Annotated in this window: 27 protein-coding genes; 21 read left to right on the plus strand and 6 right to left on the minus strand. The window is 68.7% G+C overall.

Features of this window, described 5'->3' with window-relative positions:
- Window positions 1-87: 87 nt before the first annotated feature.
- From nagA to E0L93_RS15240, 6 genes are all read left to right on the plus strand, one after another.
- Window positions 88-1,212, plus strand: coding sequence for an N-acetylglucosamine-6-phosphate deacetylase (gene nagA, locus E0L93_RS15215; RefSeq protein ID WP_132692937.1), 1,125 nt, complete (start codon window positions 88-90; stop codon window positions 1,210-1,212).
- A gap of 58 nt (window positions 1,213-1,270) precedes the next feature.
- Window positions 1,271-1,471 carry a hypothetical protein gene (locus E0L93_RS15220; protein WP_132692938.1) on the plus strand — a complete coding sequence of 67 codons (201 nt, stop codon included), beginning with the start codon at window positions 1,271-1,273 and terminating at the stop codon, window positions 1,469-1,471.
- A complete protein-coding gene (locus E0L93_RS15225) occupies window positions 1,472-1,726 on the plus strand; it encodes an OsmC family protein (RefSeq protein WP_132692939.1) in 255 nt (84 codons plus the stop codon). It abuts the gene before it with no gap.
- A 344-nt stretch (window positions 1,727-2,070) separates the two neighbouring features.
- Window positions 2,071-2,295 (plus strand): hypothetical protein, encoded by a 225-nt coding sequence (locus tag E0L93_RS15230; protein WP_132692940.1) that lies wholly within the window; start codon window positions 2,071-2,073, stop codon window positions 2,293-2,295.
- A gap of 103 nt (window positions 2,296-2,398) precedes the next feature.
- Entirely contained in the window at window positions 2,399-3,184 is a 786-nt protein-coding gene (locus E0L93_RS15235; RefSeq protein WP_132692941.1) for an ABC transporter ATP-binding protein, read from the plus strand.
- Window positions 3,185-3,218: 34 nt separating this feature from the next.
- A complete protein-coding gene (locus E0L93_RS15240) occupies window positions 3,219-4,034 on the plus strand; it encodes an ABC transporter permease (RefSeq protein ID WP_243638268.1) in 816 nt (271 codons plus the stop codon).
- 14 nt (window positions 4,035-4,048) lie between these two features.
- On the opposite strand, the gene E0L93_RS15245 is transcribed toward E0L93_RS15240, so the two are convergent.
- Together E0L93_RS15245 and E0L93_RS15250 are read right to left on the minus strand one after the other, a co-directional pair.
- Complete coding sequence (locus E0L93_RS15245; protein WP_132692943.1) at window positions 4,049-5,116, minus strand: iron-siderophore ABC transporter substrate-binding protein; 1,068 nt, start codon at window positions 5,114-5,116, stop codon at window positions 4,049-4,051.
- A complete protein-coding gene (locus E0L93_RS15250) occupies window positions 5,106-6,029 on the minus strand; it encodes an ABC transporter substrate-binding protein (protein ID WP_132692944.1) in 924 nt (307 codons plus the stop codon). The genes E0L93_RS15245 and E0L93_RS15250 overlap by 11 nt, the downstream gene beginning before the upstream one ends.
- Window positions 6,030-6,172: 143 nt before the next feature.
- Between E0L93_RS15250 and E0L93_RS15255 the strand changes: the two genes are divergently transcribed.
- From E0L93_RS15255 to E0L93_RS15285, 7 genes are all read left to right on the plus strand, one after another.
- The gene (locus E0L93_RS15255) at window positions 6,173-7,186 is read left to right on the plus strand and encodes a FecCD family ABC transporter permease (RefSeq protein ID WP_165874415.1); all 1,014 of its coding nucleotides are present in this window, start codon (window positions 6,173-6,175) and stop codon (window positions 7,184-7,186) included.
- A complete protein-coding gene (locus tag E0L93_RS15260) occupies window positions 7,183-8,229 on the plus strand; it encodes a FecCD family ABC transporter permease (protein WP_132692945.1) in 1,047 nt (348 codons plus the stop codon). Before E0L93_RS15255 ends, E0L93_RS15260 begins: the two co-directional genes overlap by 4 nt.
- Before the next feature lie 13 nt (window positions 8,230-8,242).
- Window positions 8,243-9,049 carry an ABC transporter ATP-binding protein gene (locus tag E0L93_RS15265; protein ID WP_132692946.1) on the plus strand — a complete coding sequence of 269 codons (807 nt, stop codon included), beginning with the start codon at window positions 8,243-8,245 and terminating at the stop codon, window positions 9,047-9,049.
- Between the two features lies 1 nt (window position 9,050).
- Entirely contained in the window at window positions 9,051-10,016 is a 966-nt protein-coding gene (locus E0L93_RS15270; protein ID WP_132692947.1) for a sucrase ferredoxin, read from the plus strand.
- Window positions 10,017-10,145: 129 nt separating this feature from the next.
- The gene (locus tag E0L93_RS15275) at window positions 10,146-10,394 is read left to right on the plus strand and encodes a hypothetical protein (RefSeq protein WP_132692948.1); all 249 of its coding nucleotides are present in this window, start codon (window positions 10,146-10,148) and stop codon (window positions 10,392-10,394) included.
- A gap of 18 nt (window positions 10,395-10,412) precedes the next feature.
- Window positions 10,413-12,344, plus strand: a complete 1,932-nt coding sequence (locus E0L93_RS15280; RefSeq protein WP_132692949.1) for an IucA/IucC family protein — start codon at window positions 10,413-10,415, stop codon at window positions 12,342-12,344.
- A complete protein-coding gene (locus E0L93_RS15285; RefSeq protein WP_132692950.1) occupies window positions 12,341-14,251 on the plus strand; it encodes an IucA/IucC family protein in 1,911 nt (636 codons plus the stop codon). The genes E0L93_RS15280 and E0L93_RS15285 overlap by 4 nt, the downstream gene beginning before the upstream one ends.
- 421 nt (window positions 14,252-14,672) lie before the next feature.
- Here E0L93_RS15285 and E0L93_RS15970 read toward each other — a convergent pair whose 3' ends face one another.
- Window positions 14,673-15,245: a Uma2 family endonuclease gene (locus E0L93_RS15970; RefSeq protein WP_165874416.1), complete on the minus strand. Its 573-nt coding sequence runs from the start codon at window positions 15,243-15,245 to the stop codon at window positions 14,673-14,675.
- 91 nt (window positions 15,246-15,336) lie between these two features.
- Between E0L93_RS15970 and E0L93_RS15295 the strand changes: the two genes are divergently transcribed.
- Both E0L93_RS15295 and E0L93_RS16500 read left to right on the plus strand, forming a co-directional pair.
- Window positions 15,337-16,044 carry an ABC transporter substrate-binding protein gene (locus E0L93_RS15295; protein ID WP_132692952.1) on the plus strand — a complete coding sequence of 236 codons (708 nt, stop codon included), beginning with the start codon at window positions 15,337-15,339 and terminating at the stop codon, window positions 16,042-16,044.
- Entirely contained in the window at window positions 15,950-16,384 is a 435-nt protein-coding gene (locus E0L93_RS16500; RefSeq protein WP_279387510.1) for an ABC transporter substrate-binding protein, read from the plus strand. The genes E0L93_RS15295 and E0L93_RS16500 overlap by 95 nt, the downstream gene beginning before the upstream one ends.
- Window positions 16,385-16,395: 11 nt before the next feature.
- Here the strand turns inward: E0L93_RS16500 and E0L93_RS15305 are convergent, their stop codons facing one another.
- A complete protein-coding gene (locus E0L93_RS15305; RefSeq protein ID WP_132692954.1) occupies window positions 16,396-16,956 on the minus strand; it encodes a Uma2 family endonuclease in 561 nt (186 codons plus the stop codon).
- Between the two features lie 91 nt (window positions 16,957-17,047).
- Here E0L93_RS15305 and E0L93_RS15310 point away from each other — a divergent pair, with 91 nt between their 5' ends.
- Complete coding sequence (locus tag E0L93_RS15310; protein ID WP_132692955.1) at window positions 17,048-18,112, plus strand: iron-siderophore ABC transporter substrate-binding protein; 1,065 nt, start codon at window positions 17,048-17,050, stop codon at window positions 18,110-18,112.
- A 93-nt stretch (window positions 18,113-18,205) separates the two neighbouring features.
- Window positions 18,206-19,045: an IucA/IucC family C-terminal-domain containing protein gene (locus E0L93_RS15315; protein WP_132692956.1), complete on the plus strand. Its 840-nt coding sequence runs from the start codon at window positions 18,206-18,208 to the stop codon at window positions 19,043-19,045.
- 24 nt (window positions 19,046-19,069) lie between these two features.
- Here the strand turns inward: E0L93_RS15315 and E0L93_RS15320 are convergent, their stop codons facing one another.
- Both E0L93_RS15320 and E0L93_RS15325 read right to left on the minus strand, forming a co-directional pair.
- On the minus strand, window positions 19,070-20,197 hold the full coding sequence (locus E0L93_RS15320) for a M20 family metallopeptidase (RefSeq protein WP_132692957.1): 1,128 nt from the start codon (window positions 20,195-20,197) through the stop codon (window positions 19,070-19,072).
- The gene (locus E0L93_RS15325; protein ID WP_165874418.1) at window positions 20,194-21,300 is read right to left on the minus strand and encodes an NAD(P)/FAD-dependent oxidoreductase; all 1,107 of its coding nucleotides are present in this window, start codon (window positions 21,298-21,300) and stop codon (window positions 20,194-20,196) included. Before E0L93_RS15325 ends, E0L93_RS15320 begins: the two co-directional genes overlap by 4 nt.
- Before the next feature lie 91 nt (window positions 21,301-21,391).
- On the opposite strand from E0L93_RS15325, the gene E0L93_RS15975 reads away from it, so the two are divergent.
- The 4 genes from E0L93_RS15975 to E0L93_RS15345 are packed head-to-tail and all read left to right on the plus strand — an operon-like array spanning window position 21,392 to window position 24,319.
- Window positions 21,392-22,126, plus strand: a complete 735-nt coding sequence (locus E0L93_RS15975) for a hypothetical protein (RefSeq protein WP_165874419.1) — start codon at window positions 21,392-21,394, stop codon at window positions 22,124-22,126.
- Window positions 22,123-22,539 (plus strand): GntR family transcriptional regulator, encoded by a 417-nt coding sequence (locus E0L93_RS15335; RefSeq protein WP_243638269.1) that lies wholly within the window; start codon window positions 22,123-22,125, stop codon window positions 22,537-22,539. The genes E0L93_RS15975 and E0L93_RS15335 overlap by 4 nt, the downstream gene beginning before the upstream one ends.
- Entirely contained in the window at window positions 22,539-23,474 is a 936-nt protein-coding gene (locus E0L93_RS15340) for an ABC transporter ATP-binding protein (protein ID WP_132692960.1), read from the plus strand. The genes E0L93_RS15335 and E0L93_RS15340 overlap by 1 nt, the downstream gene beginning before the upstream one ends.
- Complete coding sequence (locus E0L93_RS15345) at window positions 23,471-24,319, plus strand: ABC transporter ATP-binding protein (RefSeq protein WP_207890548.1); 849 nt, start codon at window positions 23,471-23,473, stop codon at window positions 24,317-24,319. Before E0L93_RS15340 ends, E0L93_RS15345 begins: the two co-directional genes overlap by 4 nt.
- The last annotated feature ends 29 nt before the right edge of the window (window positions 24,320-24,348 follow it).

Consider the following 24,348-nt stretch of genomic DNA (forward strand, 5'->3'; position numbering starts at 1 on the left):
AGAGAATATGGATCGTGTAAACGGAGCGTTGACGGAGGAGGTGCCCGCTTCTATGGTGCAGCATCATCCCGATACCGGGGAGGCGCGGTGAGCACCGTTGCCCTCGTGGGAAACGTCGTGACCGACTACGAGATCTGGGAGGGGGGCTCGGTCCTCATCGAGGGGGCTGCGATCTCGGGCGTCTTCCGGGAGCCGGTGGAGGCGGACGAGGTGCACGAGTTCCACCGCAGCTATCTGATGCCGGGGTTCGTGGATCTACAGGTCAACGGCTCCTTCGGAGTGGACGTGGCCACGCAGCCGGAGCTGCTTCCCGAGCTCGGCCAGCGGCTGACGGCTACCGGCATCACCTCGTACCTGCCGACCGTGATCTCCATGGGCCGCGACGGGTACTCCGGCCTCCTCCCCGCTCTGGATGAGCGGTTCCGTGAAGGGGCGGAGGTACTCGGGTTGCACCTGGAGGGGCCTTTCCTGAACCCCGAAAAGCGCGGGGCACACCCCCCGGAGAACATAGTCCGCCCGGACCCGGGACTGCTGGAGGAGCTGCTGCAGATGGCTCCCGTGCGCATGCTCACCCTGGCTCCGGAGCTGGAGGGTGCGTTCGAGCTCGTAGCCGCCGCCGGACGGCGGGGTGTTGTCGTCTCCGCCGGTCATACGGCCGCGGGCTTCGAGGTCGCCTACCGCTCGCTGGATTTCGGGGTCTCCGGGGTTACGCACCTCTTCAACGCCATGAGCCCGCTGCATCACCGGGAGCCGGGCGTTCCGGGAGCGGCATTCGCTCACCCGCGGGCGGTATGCGGTCTGATCTCCGATGGCCGGCACGTGCACCCCGAGGTGGTGAGCCTCGCCTTCAGGCTCCTGGGGCCGGACCGCATCTACCTCACCACCGACGCCATAGCCGCGGCCGGGATGGGGCCGGGCGAGTACGCGCTGGCCGGTCAGCGGGTCTATCTCGAAGGGGGCGTCCCGCGGCTGAAGAGCGGCGAGATCGCCGGCAGCGTCCTCACCATGAACGAGGCCCTGAAGAACACGCTCGCCTTCACCGGCTGCACGGTGCCCGAGGCCGCGCGCATGGCCGCGGCTACCCCCGCCCGCCTCATCGGGGAGGGCGAGCGCAAGGGGCGCCTGGCCCCCGGTTACGACGCCGACGTGGTCGCGCTCTCGCCGGGAATGGACGTCGAGGCGGCCTGGGTAAGGGGCGAGCGGGTCAGATAGCTCAGTAGTCCGGTGCGCTATACTGGTCCGGCAACAACCGGAGAAGGAGGGATTCCGCATGGGCGAGGTGGCGTACGTGTCGCGGGTGAGGGTGGAGCGGGTGAAAGGCAAGCTCCGGCAGGCCCACCTCCCCGCCGAGCCCGAGCCGGTGCTCTTCGGAGTTCACGGGGCGGTGGCCGAGCACTACGGCGTCTCGCCGGATGCCGAAGAGCCGCACGCCACGACGCTGGACTACGTGGTGGCCGCCGCCGGCGGCTGACTGCTCGGCACCTTCGCGGGCGCGCTGGCAGCGCGCCAGATTTCTTTTACCGGCCTCTACGCCGACACGGTGGGCGAGGTGGAGGAAGAGGGGAAGGTTCTGGTCCTCAAGCGAATAAAGCAGACCTTCCACCTCACCGCCGCCGAAGAAGACCGCGAAAGGATAGAGCGCGTACTGCGGGTCTACGCCGACTCGTGCCCGGTAGCCCGGTCGGTAAGAGGCAGCATCGAGATCACGAGCGAGCTGGCTGGTTAACAAAACTTCAAAAATTCGTAAGAAATGTGTTGACACGCGCTCCGTGTGGGAGTAGTGTGAGAACCGTACGTAGTTCGAGGACAGAAGGGAGGCGCGACAGATGAATAAGATCCGCGTCTTTCTCGCCACGCCGCGAGCGGGCACTGCGCCTGCGCTCGGGGCGGAGTGCGTCCCGATGTCCTCGAAGCCTCCCCGTTGAGTAGCGTCTGATCCAGATCCTGAGGAGGCTCCCGGACGTCGGGTCCGGGGGCCGGAGCTCTGTGCGCCCAGACCAGGGCTCTCCCGCCCGGCTTCCCGGGGCACCGTTCCGGATTTGCACGAACCTGTAAGAAAGGGAAGCCGCGATGATGTTCAGAGACGATTTTATGCACGAGTTCGCCCGGCAGTACATGGCCGAGCGGCAGCGATTCGCCGAGCAGTGCCGGATGGCGCGCCGGGCCAAACGCAGGCCATCGTGGCGCGCCCGGGCGGCGCGCAGGTTCTTCGACATGGCGTTCGCCGTCGAGCCGGACGAAGCCTGGCGCGCCGTCTGGGAGCGGATGATGCGCGGGGAGGGTGCCCGCCGTTGAGCTCCGGCCCGGAGCGAAGACCGGACGATCGTCCGTGTTGTCGGGGTGGCACTCCCGCACCGGGGTTGCGGGAGCGCCGCTCCGGAGTAGAGGAGGTCTTAAGATGAATGCTCTGGAACTCAGAAACGTGCGCAAACGCTTCAAGAAGCGCCGCGGGGTATGGGTGGACGCGCTCGACGACATCTCGCTCACCATCCGGCGGGGCGAGGTGGTCGGCATCCTGGGACCGAACGGGAGCGGGAAGAGCACGCTGGTGCGCGTGATCTCCACGCTGGTTATCCCCGACTCCGGAGAGGTGCATGTCTTCGGGGTGGACGCCGTTGCGCACCCCAAGGTGGTGCAGCGCAACATGAACCGGGTCAGCGTGGAGGCCAGCTTCTTCAAGAAGCTCTCGGCGCTGGAGAACCTGCTCTATGGAGCCAAGCTCTACGGCGTCACCGACCGGGAGGCGCGGGAGCGCATCCGGGAGATCCTGGAGCACATCGGCTTCGACTACAAGCGGGCTCAGGAGCCCATGGAACACCTCTCGCGGGGCATGCAGCAGAAGGTAGCGCTGGCCCGGGCGCTTCTGACCAGCCCAATGCTCATGCTCCTGGACGAGCCGACCACGGGGCTCGACCCGCGCAGCAAGCGCGAGGTGCAGGCTTTCATCCGCCGGATCCGCGAGCGGCATGACGCTTCGATCCTCCTGTGCACCCATGACATGCGTGAGGCCGAGGAGCTGTGCGACCGGGTCGGGATCATGGTGGATGGCCGGATACTCGCGCTGGACGAGCCGCGGGCGCTCAAGGAGCGCTACGCGGCCGACGGGCGCATCCCGGATCTCGAAGAGGTTTTCATGGCCGCAACCGGCTACTCGGTCGAAGAAGCCGCAGCAGAGGAGGAATGAGATGCAGCCGGCCCTGTCGAGAAGACCCCGGTGGATGACGGAGCTTATCGCCGTCTGGGGCTACGTGCAGCGCAACTACTACCTGACCCGGCGCTACTGGATGTGGGAGCTGGTGTGGCTCGTCTACACCCTGATGAACGCTCTGGCGATCACCTTCATCGGCGCGGGGGTGGAGACGCTGGAGGGCGGCGGGGGCATAGATACCGCCCGCCTGATGACGTTCCTGCTCATCGGGGCACTCATCTGGAGCTACCTGTCCATGATCTTCGACGTCATCTCGGAGACGGTGAGCTGGGAGCGCTGGGAGGGGACGATGGAGTACACCTTCATGAGCCCGGCCAGCCGCGCCACCCACCTGCTGGGGATGGGGGTCTACGCCATCGTCTACGGCATCCTGCGCACGGCGGTGGTGCTCGGGGTCGCGATGCTCTTCTTCGACCTCGAACTCTCGAACGCCAACTACCTGAGCGCGCTCGTTGTGCTCGCCATATGCAGCGTCTCGCTCGTGGGCTTCGGGATCGTGGCCGCCGTCATGCCGCTGCTCTCCCCGGAGAAAGGCCAGCAGGTCACCTACATCATCTCCGCCATCCTGCTCCTGATCTCCGGCGTCTACTACGACGTCTCGGTGCTGCCGGGCTGGATGCAGTGGATGGCGCAGTTCTCGCCCGTCACCTACGCTCTGGACGGCATCCGGTCCGCGCTGCTCGACGGCGCGCCGCTCGGCAGCCTCCGGGACGCCATCTGGCCGCTGCTTCTCATGGGCGCGGTCTTCGTGCCGCTCGGCTTGTGGGTCTTCCACCTCGGCGAGCGCTACGCTAAGCGCACCGGCAAGCTCAAGCGGAGCGGTTAATCACCGGTATGGAGTCACGAGGCCGGCGGCACTTCCGTTTCGGGATCGCCGTCTATTGCGGCGGCGAGCATCGGCGTTATCCTCTCCAGCAGGAACGGGAGGCTGAGCACGGTGTTGAACTGCAGCGCGTCGTCGAGCACGCCTTCGACGAAGACCATGCGCCCCTCCCGAGCGGCAGTGAGCCGCCGGATGAGCGGGTCGGACTCTATCGCCTCCCGGCCCCCTTCGGTTAGCGAGAGCTGGTTCCAGACCAGCACGTCGCGGTCGAGCAGGTCCAGCCGCTCGCCGCTGATCGTCCCGAAGAACTGATCCCCGGCTATCTCGTCCAGTTCCCCGGGGATCGTGAAGCCGAGGTCGGTGAAGAAACGCGCCCGGATATCCTGGGAGGCGAAGAAGCTGATCTCGCCGCCGCCCGCGTAGGTTGCAACCGCGACGGTTGCTCCCTCGAACTCCGGATGCTCCTCCCTGACGGCCTGAAAGCGCCGCTCGACCTCTTCTACCAGCTCCGCGGCGCGTTCCTCGCGGCCGAGCGCGCGCCCGACGAGGAGCGTGTGCTCCCGCCACGGCACCCCGAAGTCTATGTAATCCCCGGGCTGGGCCACGGTGGGTGCTATCTCGGAGAGCGTCTCGTACTCGTCTTCGGTTATCCCCGAGTAGATGCCCAGTATGAGATCGGGTTCCAGCGCGGCGATCCGCTCGAAGTTCAGCTCCCCGAAGGGCATGTTGAGGATCTCGGGATCGGCGTCCCCCGCCTCGTCCTCGGCCCAGGGGAAGATGACGTCGTCCTCATCGCCGAACCAGTAGCGGACCGCAATGGGTTCGACCCCGAGCGCGAAGATGGCGTCGTGCTCCTGGTAGCCTAAAGAGAGCACGCGCCGGGGCTCGGCGGGAACCTCGGTCGCGCCGTACTTGTGTTCGACGGTGCGGGTGCCGGATGCGGTGTCGCCGGTATCCCGGCCGGTGACACCGCATCCGGCGGTACCTATCAGCAGCAGGCTGCCGGCTCCGATGAGAAATTCCCGCCGGCTCGGACGCAGCTTCGAGCTCCTGCTTCCTCCCAGGCCGGAAGTTCTAACCCTCAAGGATGTACCTCTCCAGGTCGTCTATGACGCCGTTGGCAGCGGTGTAGCCGATGCCGAGCATCCAGAGGTCGTCGGAGACCCGGTAGGCCCGGCCCTCCCGCACGGCTTCGAGCTGCCGCCAGAGCGGATCGGAGGTGATTTCGTCGAGTGTGGTCTCGTCCTCGGGGCCGTAGACGGTGTAGAAGATCACGTCCCCGCCCATCTCCGGGATCGCCTCGCGGCTGACGTTGAGCATCGCGAAGTCCTCGACGTCCTGCGCCTCAGGACGCGGCAGCCCGGCGTCTTCGAGCACCGTGCCGATGAAGGACTCCTTCTGGTAGATGCGGGTGTCTCCCGGCAGGAAGCGGACGACCGAGACCTCGGGCGGGTCTTCGCCGAGAGCTTCCCGGAACTCCCGCATGCGCGCCTCATACTCCGATACAACCCGTTCCGCTTCCTCCTCCCGGCCCAGAGCCTCGGCGTGCACCTCGAAGTTCTCCTTCCAGGTCACGCCGGTGGTCTCGGTGAAGACGGTGGGCGCTATCTGCGAGAGTTCGTCGTAGATCGCCTCATGCCGCAGCTTACTGGAGAGTATAAGGTCGGGCTCCAGCGCAGCTATCCGCTCCAAGTTGGGCTCCTCGATGGTGCCCACGTTCTCCACACCTTGCGTGTGCTCATCCAGATAAGACGGATAGCCAAGCCCCTCGACCGCCTCGACGGCCCCGACCGGCGTTACGCCGAGCGTGATCGCACTGTCCAGCTCACCCGTGTCCAACACCACTACCCGCTCCGGCCGCTCCGGAACCTCGGTCTCGCCCATCGCGTGCTGAACGGTGCGGGCTTCCCCGGAACCGCCTCCACCCGTATCCCCGGCCCCGCCACAGGCAGCTAGTAGCGCCGCCGCCAGCAGAACCACGAAGATCCTTCTCCTCATCTCCCTCCGCCTCTCTAGAACGATTGAGCCGGCCCGCAGGATCATGCTATCTTTACAACGGTGATCCGGCTATTGACAACCATTATCAGCGCGAGAGGCAAGATAACGGTTCGAGCGGGAGCCGTCAAGGGGCGGCTGGGGGTTTGGGTGTGAGGGTGTGGCGCTCGGGTTACGGGAGGTTGCTGGGGCTGCCGGTGGGGGTTGTGGCTCTGGGGGGGTGTCTGGTGTTGAGTGTGCGGTTCGGGGCGGCGGAGATCTCCACGGCGGAGGTGATCAGGGCGTTCACGGACTTCGACGACCGGTCCACCGGCCACCTCATAGTACAGACCATCCGGGTACCGCGGGCACTGATAGCGGCGTGTGTGGGGGCGGCGCTGGCGGTAGCGGGGGCGATCATGCAGGGGTTGACGCGCAATCCGCTGGCCGATCCTGGGATACTGGGGATAAACGCCGGGGCGGCGCTGGCGGTGGTGGCCGGGGTGTTCCTGTTCGGGATCGGTTCGATCGGCGTGTACGCGCTGTTCGCGTTTCTTGGCGCCGCCGTCACGGCGGTGGTGGTGTACGGGCTTGGATCGCTCGGGCGCGGAGGGATGACGCCGCTCAAGCTCACGGTGGCCGGGGCGGCGCTGACGGCGTTGTTCTCGTCGCTGACCACCGCGATACTCATCCTCAACGAGCGGACGCTGGAGGAGGTACGCTTCTGGCTCGCCGGATCGGTGGCCGGGCGGGATCTGGAGCTCTTCCTGCGGCTCCTGCCGTACATGGGGGTGGGGCTGGTGGTGGCGCTCTCGCTGGGGCGCCAGATCACGACGCTCAACCTCGGCGAGGACATAGCGCGGGGGCTCGGGCAGCGGACGGGTTGGGTCAAGGCCCTGGCCGCGCTGGCGGTGGTGCTGCTGGCGGGCGGGGCGGTTGCGGCCGCCGGTCCCATAGGTTTCGTAGGGCTCGTGATCCCGCACGTCGTGCGCTTCTTCGCGGGGGCAGACTACCGGTGGATACTGCCTTACTCGGCGATCTGCGGGGCGATGCTGCTCGTTCTCTCCGACGTGGCCGCCCGGCTCGTGCTGCGGCCGCAGGAGCTGCCGGTAGGGGTGATGATCGCGCTGCTCGGGGCCCCGTTCTTTATCTACCTGGCGCGCTGGAAGGTGAAGCGGTGAGGCGCTGGATCGTCGTGCGGCCGCCGGGGCTACCCGTCTCCTTCCGGCTGGGGGCCCGGGTGCCGGCGGTGCTGCTGGCGCTCACGCTGGTCACGCTGGCCGGGATGGTCCTGAACGTGGGGTACGGCGAGTATCCCATCTCGCCGCCGGACGTGGTGCGCACGGTCCTGGGCATAGAGGCCGGGGACGGCAACTACGGCTTCATCGTGAACACTTTGAGGCTGCCAAGGGTGCTGGTTGCGTTTGCGGTCGGGGTGGCGCTGGCGGTGGCGGGAGCCATCCTGCAGGGGATAACGCGCAACCCGCTCGCCGCGCCGGAGATCGTGGGCGTCAACGCCGGGGCGGGGCTCGCTGCGGTGACGCTCATCGTGGCGCTGCCGGCGGTCTCGGTGGCCTACCTGCCGTTCGCAGCGTTCGGGGGGGCGCTGGTGGTCGCTACCCTGGTGTATCTCATCTCCTGGAAGGGCGGCGGGGCGTCGCCGATACGGCTGATCCTGGTGGGGATAGGGTTTGCGGCTATGGCCACGGCGCTGACGACGATCATGATCACCTTCGGGGAGATCTACGCCGTCCAGCAGGCGCTGGTCTGGCTCTCCGGCAGCGTCTACGCCCGGGGGTGGGCGGAGCTGTTCGCGCTGCTGCCCTGGCTCGCGCTCTTCCTGCCGCTGGCCTTCGCCGGCGCCCGGCAGCTGAACGCGCTCAACCTGGGCGACGACGTGGCCCGGAGCCTGGGCGGCCGGGTGGAGCTCCAGCGGCTCTCCCTCATCGTCGTCTGCGTGGCGCTGGCCGGAGCCGCGGTCGCCACGGCCGGGGCCATAGGCTTCGTGGGCCTTATGGCCCCGCACATCGCCCGGCGGCTGGTCGGTCCCTCGCACGAGGGCCTGATCCCGGTCGCCGCGATGACGGGCGGGATGCTGGTGGTACTGGCGGACCTCGTCGGCCGGGCGGCCTTCTCCCCGATCGAGATACCCTGCGGCCTCATCACCTCGGCGATAGGTGCGCCGTACTTTCTCTACCTGCTCTACCGGAGCCGCAACCTGTAAGGAGGTTCTATCCTTGGCGACGCTCAAGACGGAAGATCTCAGCCTCTCCTACGACGGCGAGAGGGTCATAAGGGAGCTCTCGCTCGAGATCCCGCCCGGCAGGATCACGGCTATCGTCGGCCCGAACGGGTGCGGCAAGTCCACCCTGCTCAAGGGCATGGCCCGGCTGCTCAAACCCAAGGGCGGCTCGGTCTACCTCGACGGGGAGGCCATAGCGAAGATGCCCACCAAAGAGGTTGCAAAGAGGCTCGGCATCCTCTCGCAGGGGCCGGTCGCCCCGGAGGGCCTGACCGTGCGCGAGCTCGTCGCCCAGGGGCGCTACCCGCACCAGAGCTGGTTCCAGCAGTGGAGCAGGGAGGACGAGCGCATCTCGGCCAGGGCCCTAAAGATCACGGGCATGACCGCCTTCGCCGACCGGCCTCTGGATACCCTCTCCGGCGGGCAGCGGCAGCGGGCCTGGATCGCGATGGCCCTCGCCCAGGATACCGAGATCTTGCTGCTGGACGAGCCGACCACCTTCCTGGACATGGCGCACCAGCTGGAGGTCCTGCACCTGCTCGAACGCCTGAACGCCGAGGAGGACCGGACCATCCTCATGGTCGTCCACGACCTCAACCACGCCGCGCGCTACGCGCACCACATCGTCGCCATCGCGGCCGGCCGGGTCTTCACCTCCGGCTCCCCGGCCGCGGTGGTTACGCCCGACGTGCTGCGCGAGGTCTTCAACGTGGAGGCGGACATAGTCCCCGACCCGCGCACCGGTGCTCCACTCTGCATCCCGCACGGCCTCAGTTCCGCCGCTCCCCAGAAGGTAGGCTAGGGTGGCTTACCCGAAGAACCAGCTCTGCTCCGTGATCTCGCGCAACAACGGCGACGATCCCATCGGCTCGGCCACCCCGTTCGACGGCTGCCTGATGGTCGAGGTCCCGCCGCCCTGGCGAGAGGACGTGGCCGACTCGAAGCACTTCCCGGCGGGCCTGTGGGACGTGGTGCGGCGCGTCTGGGACGCGGGACACCTCGGGAAGTTCGCCGCACTCCTGCCCGACGAGGAGCACTCCGTCCCGGACCACACCCGCGTCTTCTACTGGCGGCGGCCAGCCGAGGCTTTCGCCGCGTACGAGAAGGAAGAGTTCGTGGTGCCGGCGGCAGAGCTGGTCCCCTTCCTGAAGTCGTACTTCGAGCGGCCCGGAGAGCTGGCCCGCTTCGAGGAGTACCGGCGGGACACCGCCAGCGTCCGGGACCTCGTCGTCTGTACCCACGGCAGCCGGGACGTCTGCTGCGGCAGGTTCGGCTATCCCGTCTACCGGGAGCTGAAGCGCGGCTACGCCTCGGACGAGCTGCGGGTCTGGCGCTCCAGCCACCTCGGCGGCCACCGCTTCGCCCCGACGCTCATGGACTTCCCGGAAGGCCGCTACTGGGGTCACGTCGAGGAAGACGCGCTGGAGAACATAGTCCGGCGCACCGGCGAGTTCGCGGAGGCCGGGCGCTTCTACCGCGGCTGGGCCGGGCTCGGGAGCAAGTTCGAGCAGATCGCCGAGCGCGAGATCCTGATCCGCGAAGGCTGGCGGTGGACGCGATACGCCAAGCGCGGGAAGCTCCTGGAGGTAGACGACGAGGAGACCGCCGCGACCGTGCGCATAGACTTCACCGCCGCCACCGGCGAGCCCGGCGCCTACGAAGCTGACATACGAGCCGCCGGCAGCGTCCTGACCCTCGCCAGCTCCGGGGCCGGGCCGCTGGACGAGGTGACCCAATACCGGGTCGAACGCCTGGAGAAGATCTCCTAGAGAGGGCGCTCGCCGGAGACGGGAGCAACGGTGCCCAGCACGACCACAATGGCCGGAGGGAGCTGGATCGCCTCCCCAGGGGCGATCCAGCAAGAGACCGGCGAACCTCTTCGGGAAAGGATTCACGCCGTGACGCAGACTATAGACGAGCCGCCGGGTTTCCCGTCCCTACCGGAAGTGGACGGCGCGCCGCGCCGGGAGTTCCCGGTCGCAGCCGCCGAGAGCGTGCCGGATAACCCCCTGTTGCGGCAGATCCCCGCCCTCCGCAACGGCGAGGCGCACCGGGCCGGCGTGGCGCAGTGGATGAATTCCGGTGGCCTGCGCTCCGCCCACCTCGCCCTCGACGTTATCGAGGAACACCTCACCCGAGAAGGGTGAGCTCCGGGAGAGCCCGAGATGCTTCAGGAGCCCGAAACAGCCCCGCCCGTCCGGCTCTCCGCCGCAGAGACCCGTTTCCTCAACGGACTGCGCTCCTCCCGCCCGGACCTCGCCGAGCCCTGGCTCGCGAACCTCCCGCGGGCCCGACGGGCCGCGCTCCACCGCCTGCTCCAGGGCTTCCTGATGGAGAACATCGGCGGCGTGGCCGAAGGGGGTTCGTGGCGGGACGGCGAAATGATTCTCCCCCTTCCTGGCGGCAGGACCCTCCGCCACCCCTGCTCGCGGCGCTACCTCTCCGGGCGCTTCGACCCGGCCGGAGGCGAGGCCCTGCTCGCAGGAGCCGGTGGCGTAGAGCGCGTCGAGAGTCCTTCGCGCCTGCTGGAGGTCTTCGCGGAGGAGGCGTTGCTGCCGGAGGGCGCCGACCCCACCCGCTTCCGCTCCGAGCTGGAGAACGGCGTCGCCAACCACGCGCTCTCCCTGGTCGGAGCCCGGAGGCGGCAGCGCGAGCTAGCGGCAACGGCGAGGGGTCTCGGGGCCGGCTCCTCGCTCGCGCTGGCACGAGCTCTCGCCGGAGAGATCGAGGGCTTCAGCCCGCTGGCCTTCTTCGAGCAGCTCGTCTCGGAGGGGCACCCGCTGCACCCCTGCGCGAAGCTCAAGGCCGGCCTCGCAGCGGCGGAGGCCGTCCGCTACTCGCCGGAGTGGGGCGTTGTCGTGGACCTCGCGCTCGCGGCGGTGCGCGAAGACGTCTGCCGGGAGGTCTCCTGCGATGGGAGCTTGCGGGAGATACTCTTGGGGGAGCACCCGGGAGCCGGGCGCGCCTTCGAAGCGGCGCTGCGGGAGCGTGGCCTGGACCCCGCCCGCTACGTCCCGATCCCCCTCCATCCCTGGCAGCTGGAGAACACCCTGCCCCGCCTCTACTCTGGGGCACAAGCGCGCGGGGAGGTCGTGCCGGTCCCGGAGGCCCGCATCCCGGCCCGGCCCCTGATGTCCTTCCGCTCCCTGGCTCCGGCCGGCGGCGGGCACCACGTAAAGACCGCCGTGGACCTCCGGCTGACGAACGCCGTCCGCACCGTCTCGCGGGGCTCGGTGGAGAACGCCGCGGAGCTGACGCGGGTGCTGCGCGAGGTGCGGCGGCGGGAGGGGTTCGGGGAGCGCTTCGCCGTCCTGGAGGAGCGGGCCGGAGCGTACTACGACCCCCCGGCGGAGACGAACGAGGACCGGCCGTTGCTGGCGAAGAACCTCGCGGCGATCCTGCGCGAAGACCCCTGGTCCCGCCTGCGCTCCGGCGAGCTCGCGATGCCCGCGGCGGCCCTGCTCGCCGAGTCCCCGGCCGGAGGCCCCGTGCTCGCCGAGGTCGTAGAGGAGTTCGCCCACACGATGGGGCTCCGTTGTATAGAGGAGGCAGCCGAGCGCTTCTTCCGGCGCTACTGCGCGGTTGCTCTGCCCGGCTTCCTCACGCTCATGAGCCGGTACGGGATCGGGCTGGAGGGCCACCTGCAGAACTGCCTCCCCGTCTTCCGCGAGGGCGTCCCCGTCCGGATGCTCGTCCGCGACTTCGGCGGCGTGCGGGTGTTGCGCGGCCGGCTCCGGGCGCGGGGGCTCGGCGCGAGCCTCTACCCCGGCTCCGACGTGGCGGCCCGGGACGAGAGAGACCTGCGGGCCAAGGTCTTCTACCCGCTCTTCCTGAACCACCTCGGAGAGCTCGCCGCCGGCCTCTCCCGCACCCTCGACGCCGGCGAGGCTCGCTACTGGAGCGTGGCCGCCAGAGTCTGCCGCGAGGTCTACGCCGGGTTGCGGCGGGATCCGGCAGCTCGGGCGGACGAGCGCGCGCTCTTCGCCCCGAAGATGCCCCTCAAGGCCCTCGCCACCATGCGCCTCCTCGGGAACGTGACGGACTACGTCTACGCGGAGGTCCCCAACCCCCTGGCAATCGTGGAAGGGAGGAGATGAGCCCTCCGGTCGCCGGCAGCCGCCTGCGGGAGACCCCGGAAGCCCGGGTGCTGCGCTTCCTGGAGGAGGAGCGGCCGGAGCTCGCGGGAGCGTTCCGGGAGGCCCTCGGCGGAGCGCGGCGGGCCGTAATGCGGCGCCTCCTGGAGTCCGCCCTGCGCGAGGACCTCTGCGGGCTTCATTCCCGGCTCCGGTTGGACGGGGAGCTGGCGTCGGTGTCGCTCCCGGCAGAACGGCTCGTGTTCGGCGTAAAAACGGTCCGCGCCTTCCGGCGCTTCGAGGTCGGGGAGGTGTGGCTCGTCGCGGGAGAGGCCGCGCGGCCGGCCGGATCCGCTACGGAGCTCATCTCCGCTCTCAGGGAAGCGGGAGAAGCGTCTCTGGCGTGGGACGGCCTGGAGCGGGAGCTTTCCAACGCCGCCGCCAACCTCGCCCTCGCCCGCGCCTACGCCGGGCAGGTGGGCGAACGTTTGCGCGAGCGGGCGGCGGGGCTGGGGGCCGGGGACTCCCTGGAGCTCGCAGCGCTGGAGGAGCTGCCCGCCGGGCTCTTCTTCGAGCGGCTGGGCGCGGAAGGCCACAACCTCCACCCGTCCGCGAAGACGAAGCTCGGGATGGAGCCCCGCGCCGTACTCCGCCACTCCCCGGAGTTGGACGGCGAGGCTCCGCTGCGCTTCGTAGCCGTCCACCGCGACCGCCTCCGCTCGGCGAGCGTGAGCGGCGAGGGCTTCGAGGAGGTGCTGGGCGCGCGGCTTCCGGGCGTGCGGGAGCGGGCGGCGGCGGAGCTCGCTGAGGCCGGGCTGCGGGCAGAGGACTACGCGCTCGTCCCGGTGCATCCCTGGCAGTACGAGCGGGTGCTGCCTGAGGTCTATGCCGGGGAGGTCGCCCGGCAGGAGGTAGTGCCGGTGCGGGGGGTCTGCGTGCCCGCCCGTGCGACGGCCTCGTTCAGGACGGTCGTGCCGGAGGGCGCGAGGCTCGCCGTCAAGGTCGCCGTCAGCAGCCAGATGACCTCTACGGTGCGCTCGATCTCCCCCCAGACCGCTCTCAATGCCCCGGAGATCACCCGCATCCTCCGGGAGATAATGGCCCGCGAGCCGGACCTCGCGCGGACCTTCGTCCCGGTAAGCGAGCTCGCCGGAGTCCACTTCGCCGGGGATACCGGAGAGAAGCGCCGCTCTCTCTCCGCGGTGCTGCGGGAGGGTGTGGATAGCCACCTCGAGCCCGGGGACCTCCCCGTCGCCGGATGCGCCCTCTACGCGGAGTCTCCCGTGACGGGGAAGACGGTCCTCGCCGAGCTGGTCGAGGCGCACGCCTGCGCCACCGGCTCGGCGTCCCTCCAAGAGGCAGCCGTCTCCTTCGTCGGCGAGTACGCCGGCATCGCCGTCCCCGGCTTCCTCACCCTCATGAGCGTCTACGGCGTCGGCCTCGAAGGGCATTTGCAGAACTGCGTCCCCGTCTTCCGGCAGGGCCGTCCGGCGAAGCTGCTCTTCCGCGACTGGGGCGGGGCGAGGATCCACGCCGGCCGGCTAGAGCGGAGCGGGATAGAGGCCAATCTCGCGCCCGGCTCTCTCACCCTCGCCGACAGCGTGGGCGAGATGCGCCGCAAGGTCCTCTACACCGTCTTCCAGAACCACCTCGGAGAGGTCGTCCTGCAGGCGTCAAAAGGCTTCGGCGTCCCGGAGCGCGAGCTGTGGCGCGAGGTCCGCCGGGCGTGCGAGGAGGTCTTCCAGATCCTGGCGTCCCGCCCGGGGAGCGCCCCGAACACCCTCTCCGACAGGAGAGTGCTCTACGCCCCCGAAATCCCGCACAAGGCGCTCACCCGCATGCGCCTCGACCCCGGAAAAGGAGACATCTATGTGAGTGTGCCCAACCCTTTGTGCAAGGCCGGCCAACAAGAAAAGCGAGGAGGATCATGACGAGAACCACCGAACGGGCGCAAATCTTACCGCCCTTGCCCGAGATAGACAACGTCACGCGCCGCGAGTTCCTGATCGGGGCCACCGGGTTGCTCTTGCTCCCGGCCGGGTGCGGCGGGAGCGCGTCGTCGTGGTGGACCGCCTCCAGGCTCTCACCGGCAACCCTCGGGGCCAGTTGGAGACGCTCGACCGGCTTATCGCCTACTTCAGCAAATCCCGTTGACCGTCCCGGCGAAAGAGGGATTCTTGAGCGCCCGCGTGCTCGCGCTGCTCCGCCGCCGGACGCTCGGGCAGGCCATAGACCGGGGCATCGCGCAAAGAGACCTTGCGGACCTGAACCCGGTCGGGGCCCTCTTTCTGCCTGTCACCGCCGCCCCGCCTCAAGAGGTACCTGTCAGGAGGGGGCTTGATCTACACGAGCCTACAGACCCTCGTAGACCTCGTCGAGCGTAAGCTCCGTGTCCGGCGGGCAGGGTACGGGGAAACGCCCCACGTCCACAAGATCGGCCTTGCGCCAGAGGCCGTCCTCGCCCCGGAAGTGCCGCTCGACTCGCTTGCGATCCTGCTCGATGATCAGGTACGCCTCTACGCTCGGGATCTGGCGGTATACCATCAGCTTCTCGCGACGGTCCGTGGAGGCGGTGTTCGGAGAGACGACCTCGACCACCAGGCACGGGGCGTCCTCGATGTAGGGGTCTTCGGGCTCTCTCCCGCAGACGACCATCACATCCGGGTAGTAGGCGATGCCTCCGGGGATGACATCGCCGGCGACCTCCAACCTCACCGTCTCCATCGAGACCCGGCAAGGGCCTCCGGCGGCCGCGTCGGCAAGCCTGCGAAAGATGTTGCCGCAGATGCGGTGGTGGCGCCGGGTAGCCCCGACCATAGCGTAGATCTCACCCGCCACGTACTCGTGGCGCACCGTGGCGCTCTCCTCGAGCTTGCGGTACTCCTCGATGCTCAGCGGCCCGTGCGGTGTGGCCTTCTCCGCCATGTGCCCAGTATAGCTCACCAGACCCGTGCCCCACCCCGGAGAACCGCACCACCGGATATGAAAGCCCGCCAGCGAACGAGAGGAGAAGGGCATGACGAAGGAGGCTGCAGAACGCGTGCGGACCTTACCGCCGCTGCCGGAGATAGACGACGCGACGCGGAGGGAGTTCCTGATCGGGGCCGCCGGGCTGCTCCTGCTCCCAGCCGGGTGCGGGAGCGACGGAGAGAGGGGAGGCAGCGAACCATCCGGCGAGACCCGCACGTTCGAGCACGCCTTCGGCGAGATCGAGATCCCCGTGAGTCCCAAGCGGGTGGCCGTCCTCACCGCGCACGCGCTGGACGCGGTGGTCGCGCTCGGCATCGAGCCGGTAGCGGGCGTTACCGGCTACAGCGAACTCTATGCCGGCGCACTCGAAGACGCCGAGGTGAAGTTCCCTAACCAGGAGCCGAACCTGGAGGCCCTCGCCAGGGTCGAGCCCGACCTGATGCTAACGCTGGGGTTCGAGGGGGAGCTGTTCTTTGGAGACTACGAGAAGCTCTCCGAGATCGCGCCCACCGCCGTCTTCGACTGGACCTCCGACGGGGAATGGAAACCCCACTTCCGCTTCTGCGCCGACGCCCTGGGCCGCCTGGAAGAGGCGGAGGTCCTGATCTCGGAGCTTCTGCGCCGACGCCCTGGGCCGCCTGGAAGAGGCGGAGGTCCTGATCTCGGACTACGAGGAGCGGGTGGTCCGGTTGCGGGAAGACCTGCCGCAATCCCCGGAGGAGACCGGGGTCGCCGTGTTGCAGGTGAGTTCTGAGTACGTAGCCAACTACAGCGGCGCGGATTCTTTCGCGGGCGCGATCGTGGACGAGATCGGCTTCGCTCCGGCGCAGAACATACCGGATTATGAGATCTCTCTGGAATTGATTCCCGACATAGACGCCGACCACATCTTCGTCCACGCTGCCGTCTCCGAAGAAGAGGATGCCGACGAGGTTTTGGATACGCTCCTATCCGAGCCTCTTTGGCAGCGCAACCCTGCGGTGAGAGAGGATCGAGCCTACGTCGTCGGCGAGCACTGGTACGGCTTCGGGCTGGTCGCGGCGAACGCAGTCCTTGACGACCTTGAGAAGTACCTGTTCGAAGAGAGGTCTTGATCTACGCGAGCCTACAGACCCTCGTAGACCTCGTCGAGCGTAAGCTCCGTGTCCGGCGGGCAGGGTACGGGGAAACGCCCCACGTCCACAAGATCGGCCTTGCGCCAGAGGCCGTCCTCGCCCCGGAAGTGCCGCTCGACCCGGCGGATGTCCTGGCTGACAACGAGGTATGCCCCGACGCTCGGGATGTTCTCGTAGACGAGCAGCTTCTCGCGGCGGTCGATCTGCTCGGTGCTCGGGGAGAGCACCTCGACCACCAGGCAGGGGTCTCTCTGGAAGTCGGGGTTGCCCGGCTCCGGCGGCCCGCACACGACCATCACGTCCGGGTAGTAGAAGACGCTCTCAGAAGCCCTGAGCTTCATGTCGCTCATGTAGACCCGGCAAGGAGTGCCGCGGGCGGCGGCCAGCAGCCGCGAGGCGATGTTCAGCGAGATCCTGTTGTGCCGGTCTGTGGCCCCGGCGAGCGCGTAGGTCTCGCCAGCCACGTACTCGTGGCGGACGCTCGCCGACTCTTCGAGGGCCAGGTACTCCTCGACGCTCAGGGGCCGGTGCGGTGTGGCCTTCTCCGCCATGTGCCCAGTATAGCTCACCGGACCCGTGCCCCACCCCGGAGAACCGCGCCACCAGATATGAAAGCCCGCCAGCGAACGAGAGGAGAAGGGCATGACGAAGGAGGCTGCAGAACGCGTGCGGACATTCCCGTCGCTGCCGGAGATAGACGACGTGACGCGGAGGGAGTTCCTGATCGGGGCCGCCGGGCTGCTCCTGCTCCCGGCCGGATGCAGCAGAGGGGCCGTCGGCGGAGGCGGAGCCGATGCCCGCACCATCGAGCACAAGTACGGCGAGACGGTCGTCGAGGGCGTTCCGGAGCGGGTCGTCTCCGTGGGGTACACCGATCAGGACCCCCTACTCGCGCTCGGGGTCCGGCCGGTCGGTATTCGCAGGTGGTTTGGCGATCCGCCGAACGGCGTCTGGCCGTGGGCGCAGGGCGAGCTCGGGGATGCCAAGCCCGAACTTCTGCCCGCCGACGCAATAAACTACGAGCAGGTCGCGGCACTGGAACCGGACCTCATCGTTGGTATCTCTTCGGGAATGACGCGGAACGACTACGACACCCTTTCGGAGTTCGCGCCTACCCTGCCCCAGTCAGGCGAGTGGGTGGACTACGGCGTCCCGTGGCAGGAACAGACGCGCATTATCGGGCGTGCTCTGGGCCGGGAGGAGCGGGCGGGAGAGCTCGTCTCCGATCTGGAGCGGCGGTTTGAGCAGGCGTGGGAGGAGTACCCAGAGTTCGAGGGGGCGACGGTCACCGTGATCGGAGCCGGCGGCGGGTTCTTCTACCTCTACTCGGAGGCGGACCGGAGCGTCCGTTTCTTTACCGATCTCGGGCTCCGGCTGCCCGGGAGGGCCGCGGAGGTGGCCACCGAGGACGACTACTACGTGGAGATAAGCGAGGAGCAGTTCGGCCTCGCCGAGGCCGACGTCATCATCTGCTTCTCCGCGAGCCCGGCAGACGAGGAGGAGATCCGGTCGCACGAGCTCTTCCGACGTCTCGATGCCGTGCGGGAGGACCGCGTCGTCTACCTGACCGAGAACGACGACCCGCTCAAGGGCGCGCTTTCGTTCAACACCGTCCTAAGCCATCCCTATCTGCTGGAGAACTTCGCTCCGCGTCTGGCGCAGATCGTCCGGAGAGCCCGGAGTAACGGCCGTGCCGCAAACGGTTAAGAGAACCCCAGGTATTCCGTACGAGGCGTGGAGAATGGCCGGGGCGGACCGTGAAGCGATCGGAGGGCCGGCCCCTCCCGGACCGGAGTGGTTTTGAGACCGGACGGGAACCCGGTGAGGCCCGAGTCCCCGCTGCGCTCCACGCTGGAAATGCTCGATTCCGGAGAGCGCCCCTTCAGGGCGCGCCTCGGTCTCCCCGCAGGGGGATGGATCGGCGCCGCCGCGCTTACGGGCGACGCTGCGCTCGCCGAGGTGCAATCCGAGCGCGCGATGGAGAGGTGGAACCTCACCCGGCAGAAGGCCGGGGCCTACCTTATGGGCTCCTACGCGTGGCAGGTGAGCGGCCTCGCCTCCGCCTGTTACGTCCTCGGCGGCCGGGTCCCGGATGTGTCACCCGGGAACCTGGCCTTCCCCCTCGATGACCACGGTCTTGTGAGCGGTGTTGCGCTGATCGGGGGAAACTTCGCCTGCCTGCCCGACGACCCGGACCGCGAGAGCCCGCACGCCACCGTCCTGCCCGACGAAGAGGCACAGCTGGGCTGGCTGCGCGAGCGGCTGGAGGCCGGGCTCGAGCCGCTCGCCGCCGTGCTGCAGGAGCGGACCGGGGCCAGGGCGCGCACGCTCTGGAACCGGGCCTCGGATATGGTGGCGCACGCCTTCCTCCTGATGGCCGGAGAGGCCGAAGATCCCCTGCGCTGCGGAGTGCGGGTCGAGACGCTCGTGAAGACCCCGGGCTCGCCACTGCGCGCCAACAACGCCTTCTTCACGGTCGAGCACGCGGGCCGGGGGCGGGTGTTCATGACCCGCAGCGTCTGCTGTCAGGCCTACAGGAGCGCCGGGTACGGCTACTGCGATTCCTGTCCCGTCCTATCTCAGAGGGAGCGCGAGCGCCGGGCGCGGGAGGAGCTGGCCCGGGGTACTGATCCGGGGTGAGTTCCGGGCGGATCACAGACCCGGTTAGAGCGTCTCCAGCAGGCGGGCGACGAGCGCCGCGCGCTGCGGCATGACGTCTACTCTCATGTGCTCGTGCGCGGCGTGAGCGCCGCCTCCTACCGCTCCCAGACCGTCCAGGGTCGGGACGCCCAGCGCCGCGCAGAAGTTCCCGTCGCTGCCGCCGCCGCTCATCTGCTCTTCAAGCTCGAAGCCGAGCCCGGCCGCGAGCCGGCGGGCGTGCTCGAAGAACCGGGCCGTGCTCTCGGTGCGCTCCATCGGCGGGCGCACCATCCCGCCGCTGACCTCCACCCGGGCCTCATCGTTGTGCGGCTTCAGGTTGCGGATGAGGTCCGTCATGCGCCCGGCCTCCTCCTCGGTCACGACGCGCAGGTTCACCTTCGCCGAGGCCCGGCCGGCCACGACGTTGACGCGCGTGCCGCCCTCGACCACGCCGACGTTCACGGTCGTGCCCGTCTCACGGTCGGTGTGGCCGTGCAGCTCCAGCGTGAGGCGGGCGAGCTCGTCTATGGCGCTCACGCCGCCGAACGGGTTGGAGCCCGCGTGCGCCTCGCGCCCGATTACCTCAACCCGGAAGGACCCCACCCCCTTGCGGGCCGTCGTCAGGCGGCCGTCCGTGCTGGACTCCAGCACCAGGACCGCGGCGGCGTTCTTCGCCTCCCGCTCGATAAGCTCGCGGGAGTAGAGGCTGTGCATCTCCTCGTCCGAGTTGCAGAGAAACACGATGGGCCGGTCTACTCCCGAAACCTCGCGCAGCGCCCGCACGGCCCAGAAGCCCTGCACCAGCCCGCCCTTCATGTCGAAGACGCCGGGGCCGCGCGCAGTGTGACCCTCGATGCAAAACGGCATCCGCTCCAGCGTCCCCGCATCCCAGACGGTGTCGAAGTGTCCGAGGAGCAGGACCGGTTTGCCGCTCTCCTCGTCGCCCCAGCTCACGCGCAGATGGTCGCCGCGCTCTCTGACGGGTACGATCTCGGCCCGCCCGCCCATCGCCTGCGCGTAGTCTGCCAGGAACCGGGCGAAGGCATCGGTGAGCTCTTTGTCGGTTGTCGGAGTTTCGCGCGTCACGAACTCTTCCAGATCCCGCAGCATCTCCCGGTGGTGTACGTTTAGATAGCGCAGCAGCTCGCTCATCCGCCCTCCTTCGCGTTACGGATCGGATGCTCCGTCATTCTTTGCTCTCGTAGCCGGCCCGGCCGGTAGGGTGCGGCGAGCGGGTGTACCTCCCCGCCGAGGATCTCACAGGCCAGCAAACGCCCGAGCAGCGGCCCGAGCGTGACGCCGCTGTGGGTGACCGCTTCGTAGTAGCCGGGAATCCCGGGTGCCGCACCCACGCTCGGGTAACCGTCCGCCGGTACCGGGCGCGTCCCGACCCGCACCCCCGACACCCGGGCCTCCGGCACGGGTAGTATTCCCCGAGCCCGCTCCAGCAGCTCTACCGCGAGCCGGCGCTCGTCTTTGCCGCCCAGCCGCCGGTCCACCGACTCGTGGTGCGCGATGAGATACCCGGCTCCGTCCGGCCGGAGATTCACCTCCGGCGCGTGGAGCACCCGCCGCAGTGGAGCCCCCCTCACCTCCAGCCGCACCAGCAGCCCGCGCCGCGGCGCGAGCGGGAGGGGGGAGCCCGCCATCCCGGCCACCCGGTCCGCATCCGGCCCCGCCGCGTTGACCACCGCATCTACCGCGACCCGCTCGCCGCCCGCAAGCCGAACGGCGGAGACTTCGGCCTCGATCCCCACCACCGGACTCCCGGTCCTCACCTCAGCTCCCGCAGCCCGGGCCCGCTCCACCAGCTCCCGCACCAGCCGCGGCACGTCCACCCACGCTTCTTCCGGGAAGTAGGCGGCGGCCACGCCCGGTGACCGGACCTCCGGCTCCAGCTCGCGCGCCCGCTCCTCTCCGACCGTCTCCGCCGCGTAGCCCCACCCCCGCAGCCGCTCCACCCGCTCCCGCAGCCCGCGAGCATCCGCGCTCCACACCAGGTTTCCCCCGGGATGCAGCCACGGAGCCCCGCCGAACTCCTCCCGCAGCCGGTAGTGCTCCCGCAACCCGGCGTAGTTCAGGCCGAAGTACGCGCGCGGCTTCTTCTCGTTGGCGTTGACCCACGCGAAGCTCGCCGCGCTCGCCCCGCCACCGGGCTCCCCGCGCTCCACCAGCGTGACCCGCGCCCCGCCCTCCGCCAGCCGGTACGCCACCGATGCTCCTAAGATACCGGCCCCGATCACGGCCACCTTCATGCCACACTTTCTACCACGATCCGGTTGACAGGGGGTCCTACTGTGTATATTGTATATGTACAGTAGTTGATGTATATGAGAGGAGGTTTGGATGGCGGCGAGTTTTCGGGATGCGGTGTGGTTAGCTCGGGACGAGTTGAGGCGGACGTTACCGGTGCTGCTGGCCACCGGGGGGGCTACGTTTTTGTTTGGTTTGATCCTGGCTTTTATCTTCGAGGGTGTGTACTCGAACGTCGCGCGGGGGGAGCATCCTTCGGACTTCGGGCTCTCTCTTCTGCTGCTCGTTTTAGTTCCGAACCTGCTGCTCAACTGGTTTCTGGGGGCGTACATGTCTCCGTGGCGGGATTTCTTCACGCAGCAGATGGCGTTCTACCGGAGCATGCCGATTCCGGTCCGGGATCTCGTGCGGAGCCGGGCGATGACGATGCTGGTCACCCTGGCGTTTGCGGCTCCGGTGTTCTTCGCTCCGGCGTACCTGGTCTCCGGCAGTCTCCGGGCGGAGGTTGCGGTGTCGGACTACCTGGGGTTCGTGTTGTTCTGGATCGGGTACGCGCTGCTGGCCGGAGGTGCGCACCTCTGCGTCGAGCTGACGATATCGGGCAGGAGCATGTTCGCGGTGCAGTGTGTCTTCGTGGCCGGGGTCTTCGCGGCGTTGTTCGTGCTCTACGCGGGGTATCAGGTGCCTCTGGCCACCAGTGTCATGGACCTCGTGCGGGCTTACGGTCCGGCATTGCCGGCCGCTTCCCTGCTGCTCGGCGCGGCCGGTTTCTGGGTCGGGGCGCGGGTTACCGGGCGGCGGCTGGCGCGGAGGGATCTGAGCGCATGAGCGAGGGGGCCGGGCGGGAGGTGCGTTTGCCCATCAGGCTCTCGATGGACGACGAGGAGCCGATGTACCGCCAGATCGAGGAGCAACTAAAGGGCCTCATTCTCAGCGGGCGGCTCCGGCCGGGGACTCCGCTGCCCTCCATCCGGGCGCTAGCACGGGAGCTCTCCTGCAGCGTGATAACCACCCGCCGGGCCTACCAGGACCTGGAGAGCGCCGGGTTCATCCGCACCCGGCAGGGGATGCGGGCGACGGTGGCGGATGTGGGGGAGGAAGAGAGGGAGCGCTACCGGCGCGAGGCCGTGCTGGAAGCTCTCCGGGCGGCGGTGGAGGCCGGCCGGCAGAGGGGCTTGAGCGCGGAGGAGCTGCGCCGGATGTTCGAGGAGACGTTGAGCGAGCTGGAGAGGAAAGAGTAATGCTATCCGAGAGGAGCGGGATCATGCACCTTGCGCAGGAGCGCCCGGCCGTCGAGCTGGAAGGAGTGATCAAGGCCTACCCCGGTTTCCGGCTCGGGCCGGTGAGCTTCAAGCTTGAGCCCGGCTACGTAACGGCGGTCGTGGGTCCGAACGGGAGCGGCAAGAGCACCCTCTTTCGCCTGATGATGAACCTCGCCCGGCCGGATGGTGGAGAGGTCCGGGTGCTCGGCGGTTACTACCCGGGTGGCGACTACCCGGGGAGCGAGGTGGAGATCAAGCAAAAGATAGGCTACGTCCCCGAGCGGGCCGTCGGGCACGACGACTGGACGGCCCGCGAGCTGGGGCGCTTCTATGCTCGCTGGTACCCGCGCTGGAACGGTCCGCTGTACCGGGAGCTGCTGGAGCGGTTCGAGATCCCGCACGGCCGCCGCTTCAAGCGGCTCTCCAAGGGTTTGCAGCGCCGGCTCTCGTTCGCGCTGGCCCGCTCCTGCGAGCCGGAGCTGATGCTGCTGGACGAGCCGACCGATGGCGTGGACCCGTTCGCCCGCCGCGCGATGGTGGACGAGATCTCGGCCTTCATGCAGTCCGGAGAGCGCACCGTGCTCTTCGCCACGCACGTCATGGAGGAGGTGAGCCGCCTGGCGGACTACGTGGTTTTACTGAGCGCCGGGGAGTTCCTGGGGTTCTACGAGAAGGACGCGCTGCTTGAGGAGTGGCGGGCCTTCTGGGTGGAGAGCCCGCCGGATCGGGCCGTCCCCGGCGTCGTGAGCGTGGAGGAGGCTGGCCCGGTCCGGATCGTCACCCGGTCGCCGGAGGAGACCCGCGCTGCGCTGGAGGAGGCGCGGATAGAGCTCTTCCGCAGCGAGGCGCTGCAACTGGAGGAGATCCTGGAGCTGCTCCTGCGGGAGCGCCGGGGAGCCGGGAGCCGGGTGTGAGCCGGGCCATGGTCGAGGTGGAGGGCCTGCGCAAGCACTACGGGCCGGTGCGGGCGGTGGACGGCATCAGCTTCTCCGTAGGGGCGGGAGAGGTCTTCGGGTTGCTCGGCCACAACGGGGCCGGGAAGTCCACCACCATCCGGATGCTCACCGGCCGCTCCCGGCCCACCGGCGGCTCCGCGCGGATCGCGGGCCACGACGTGGTCTCCGAGCCGGAGGAGATAAAGCCGCTCATCAACCTCGTCTTCGAGGACCAGAACCTTTACGAGCGGTTCAGCGGCCGCGACAACCTGGCCTTCTTCGCGCGCCTCTACGAGGCCCCCGCGTCGAGGGTGGACGAGCTGCTGGAGCTGGTCGGGCTCACCGGGGCCGCCGGGCGCAAGGTGAAGACCTACTCCACCGGCATGAAGCAGCGGCTGCTGATAGCCCGCGCCCTCATAAACAGACCCCGCATCCTCTTCCTGGACGAGCCCACGCGCGGCCTGGACCCCACCTCCGCGCGGGAGCTGCGCAACCTCATAGCCGACCTCAGCCGCCGGGGGACCACCGTCCTCCTGACAACCCACTACATGGAGGAGGCCGACGAGCTCTGCGACCGGGTGGCCTTCCTCAGCGCCGGCAGGATCGTCGCCCTCGACACCCCGCGCGAGCTGAAGCTCAAGCGCGGCGAGCGCGCCGCCACCGTCATCCTCCGGAGCCGCGAGGAGAAGACGATCCGGCTCGACGACCCGGCCGACGCCACCCGGCTTCAGGGGTGGATGGTCAAAGGCGATATCGTCGCCATCCACTCCCGCGAAGGGACGCTCGAGGACGTGTTCGTCGAGCTCGCCGGAAGACCGCTCTAGCTACAACCCCCACATCCGGGAGGAACGCC

The sequence above is a fragment of the Rubrobacter taiwanensis genome (assembly GCF_004337705.1).
GTDB classification, from domain to species: Bacteria; Actinomycetota; Rubrobacteria; order Rubrobacterales; family Rubrobacteraceae; genus Rubrobacter_C; species Rubrobacter_C taiwanensis.

Bases quoted from the DNA above. Each gene is read 5' to 3' on its own strand.
- E0L93_RS15220 (WP_132692938.1), top strand. From the start codon at position 1,271: ATGGGCGAGGTGGCGTACGTGTCGCGGGTGAGGGTGGAGCGGGTGAAA.
- E0L93_RS15230 (WP_132692940.1), top strand. From the start codon at position 2,071: ATGATGTTCAGAGACGATTTTATGCACGAGTTCGCCCGGCAGTACATG.
- E0L93_RS15235 (WP_132692941.1), top strand. From the start codon at position 2,399: ATGAATGCTCTGGAACTCAGAAACGTGCGCAAACGCTTCAAGAAGCGC.
- E0L93_RS15240 (WP_243638268.1), top strand. From the start codon at position 3,219: ATGACGGAGCTTATCGCCGTCTGGGGCTACGTGCAGCGCAACTACTAC.
- E0L93_RS15250 (WP_132692944.1), bottom strand. From the start codon at position 6,029: ATGAGGAGAAGGATCTTCGTGGTTCTGCTGGCGGCGGCGCTACTAGCT.
- E0L93_RS15280 (WP_132692949.1), top strand. From the start codon at position 10,413: ATGCTTCAGGAGCCCGAAACAGCCCCGCCCGTCCGGCTCTCCGCCGCA.
- E0L93_RS15285 (WP_132692950.1), top strand. From the start codon at position 12,341: ATGAGCCCTCCGGTCGCCGGCAGCCGCCTGCGGGAGACCCCGGAAGCC.
- E0L93_RS15970 (WP_165874416.1), bottom strand. From the start codon at position 15,245: ATGGCGGAGAAGGCCACACCGCACGGGCCGCTGAGCATCGAGGAGTAC.
- E0L93_RS15295 (WP_132692952.1), top strand. From the start codon at position 15,337: ATGACGAAGGAGGCTGCAGAACGCGTGCGGACCTTACCGCCGCTGCCG.
- E0L93_RS15305 (WP_132692954.1), bottom strand. From the start codon at position 16,956: ATGGCGGAGAAGGCCACACCGCACCGGCCCCTGAGCGTCGAGGAGTAC.
- E0L93_RS15310 (WP_132692955.1), top strand. From the start codon at position 17,048: ATGACGAAGGAGGCTGCAGAACGCGTGCGGACATTCCCGTCGCTGCCG.
- E0L93_RS15320 (WP_132692957.1), bottom strand. From the start codon at position 20,197: ATGAGCGAGCTGCTGCGCTATCTAAACGTACACCACCGGGAGATGCTG.
- E0L93_RS15325 (WP_165874418.1), bottom strand. From the start codon at position 21,300: ATGAAGGTGGCCGTGATCGGGGCCGGTATCTTAGGAGCATCGGTGGCG.
- E0L93_RS15975 (WP_165874419.1), top strand. From the start codon at position 21,392: ATGGCGGCGAGTTTTCGGGATGCGGTGTGGTTAGCTCGGGACGAGTTG.
- E0L93_RS15335 (WP_243638269.1), top strand. From the start codon at position 22,123: ATGAGCGAGGGGGCCGGGCGGGAGGTGCGTTTGCCCATCAGGCTCTCG.
- E0L93_RS15340 (WP_132692960.1), top strand. From the start codon at position 22,539: ATGCTATCCGAGAGGAGCGGGATCATGCACCTTGCGCAGGAGCGCCCG.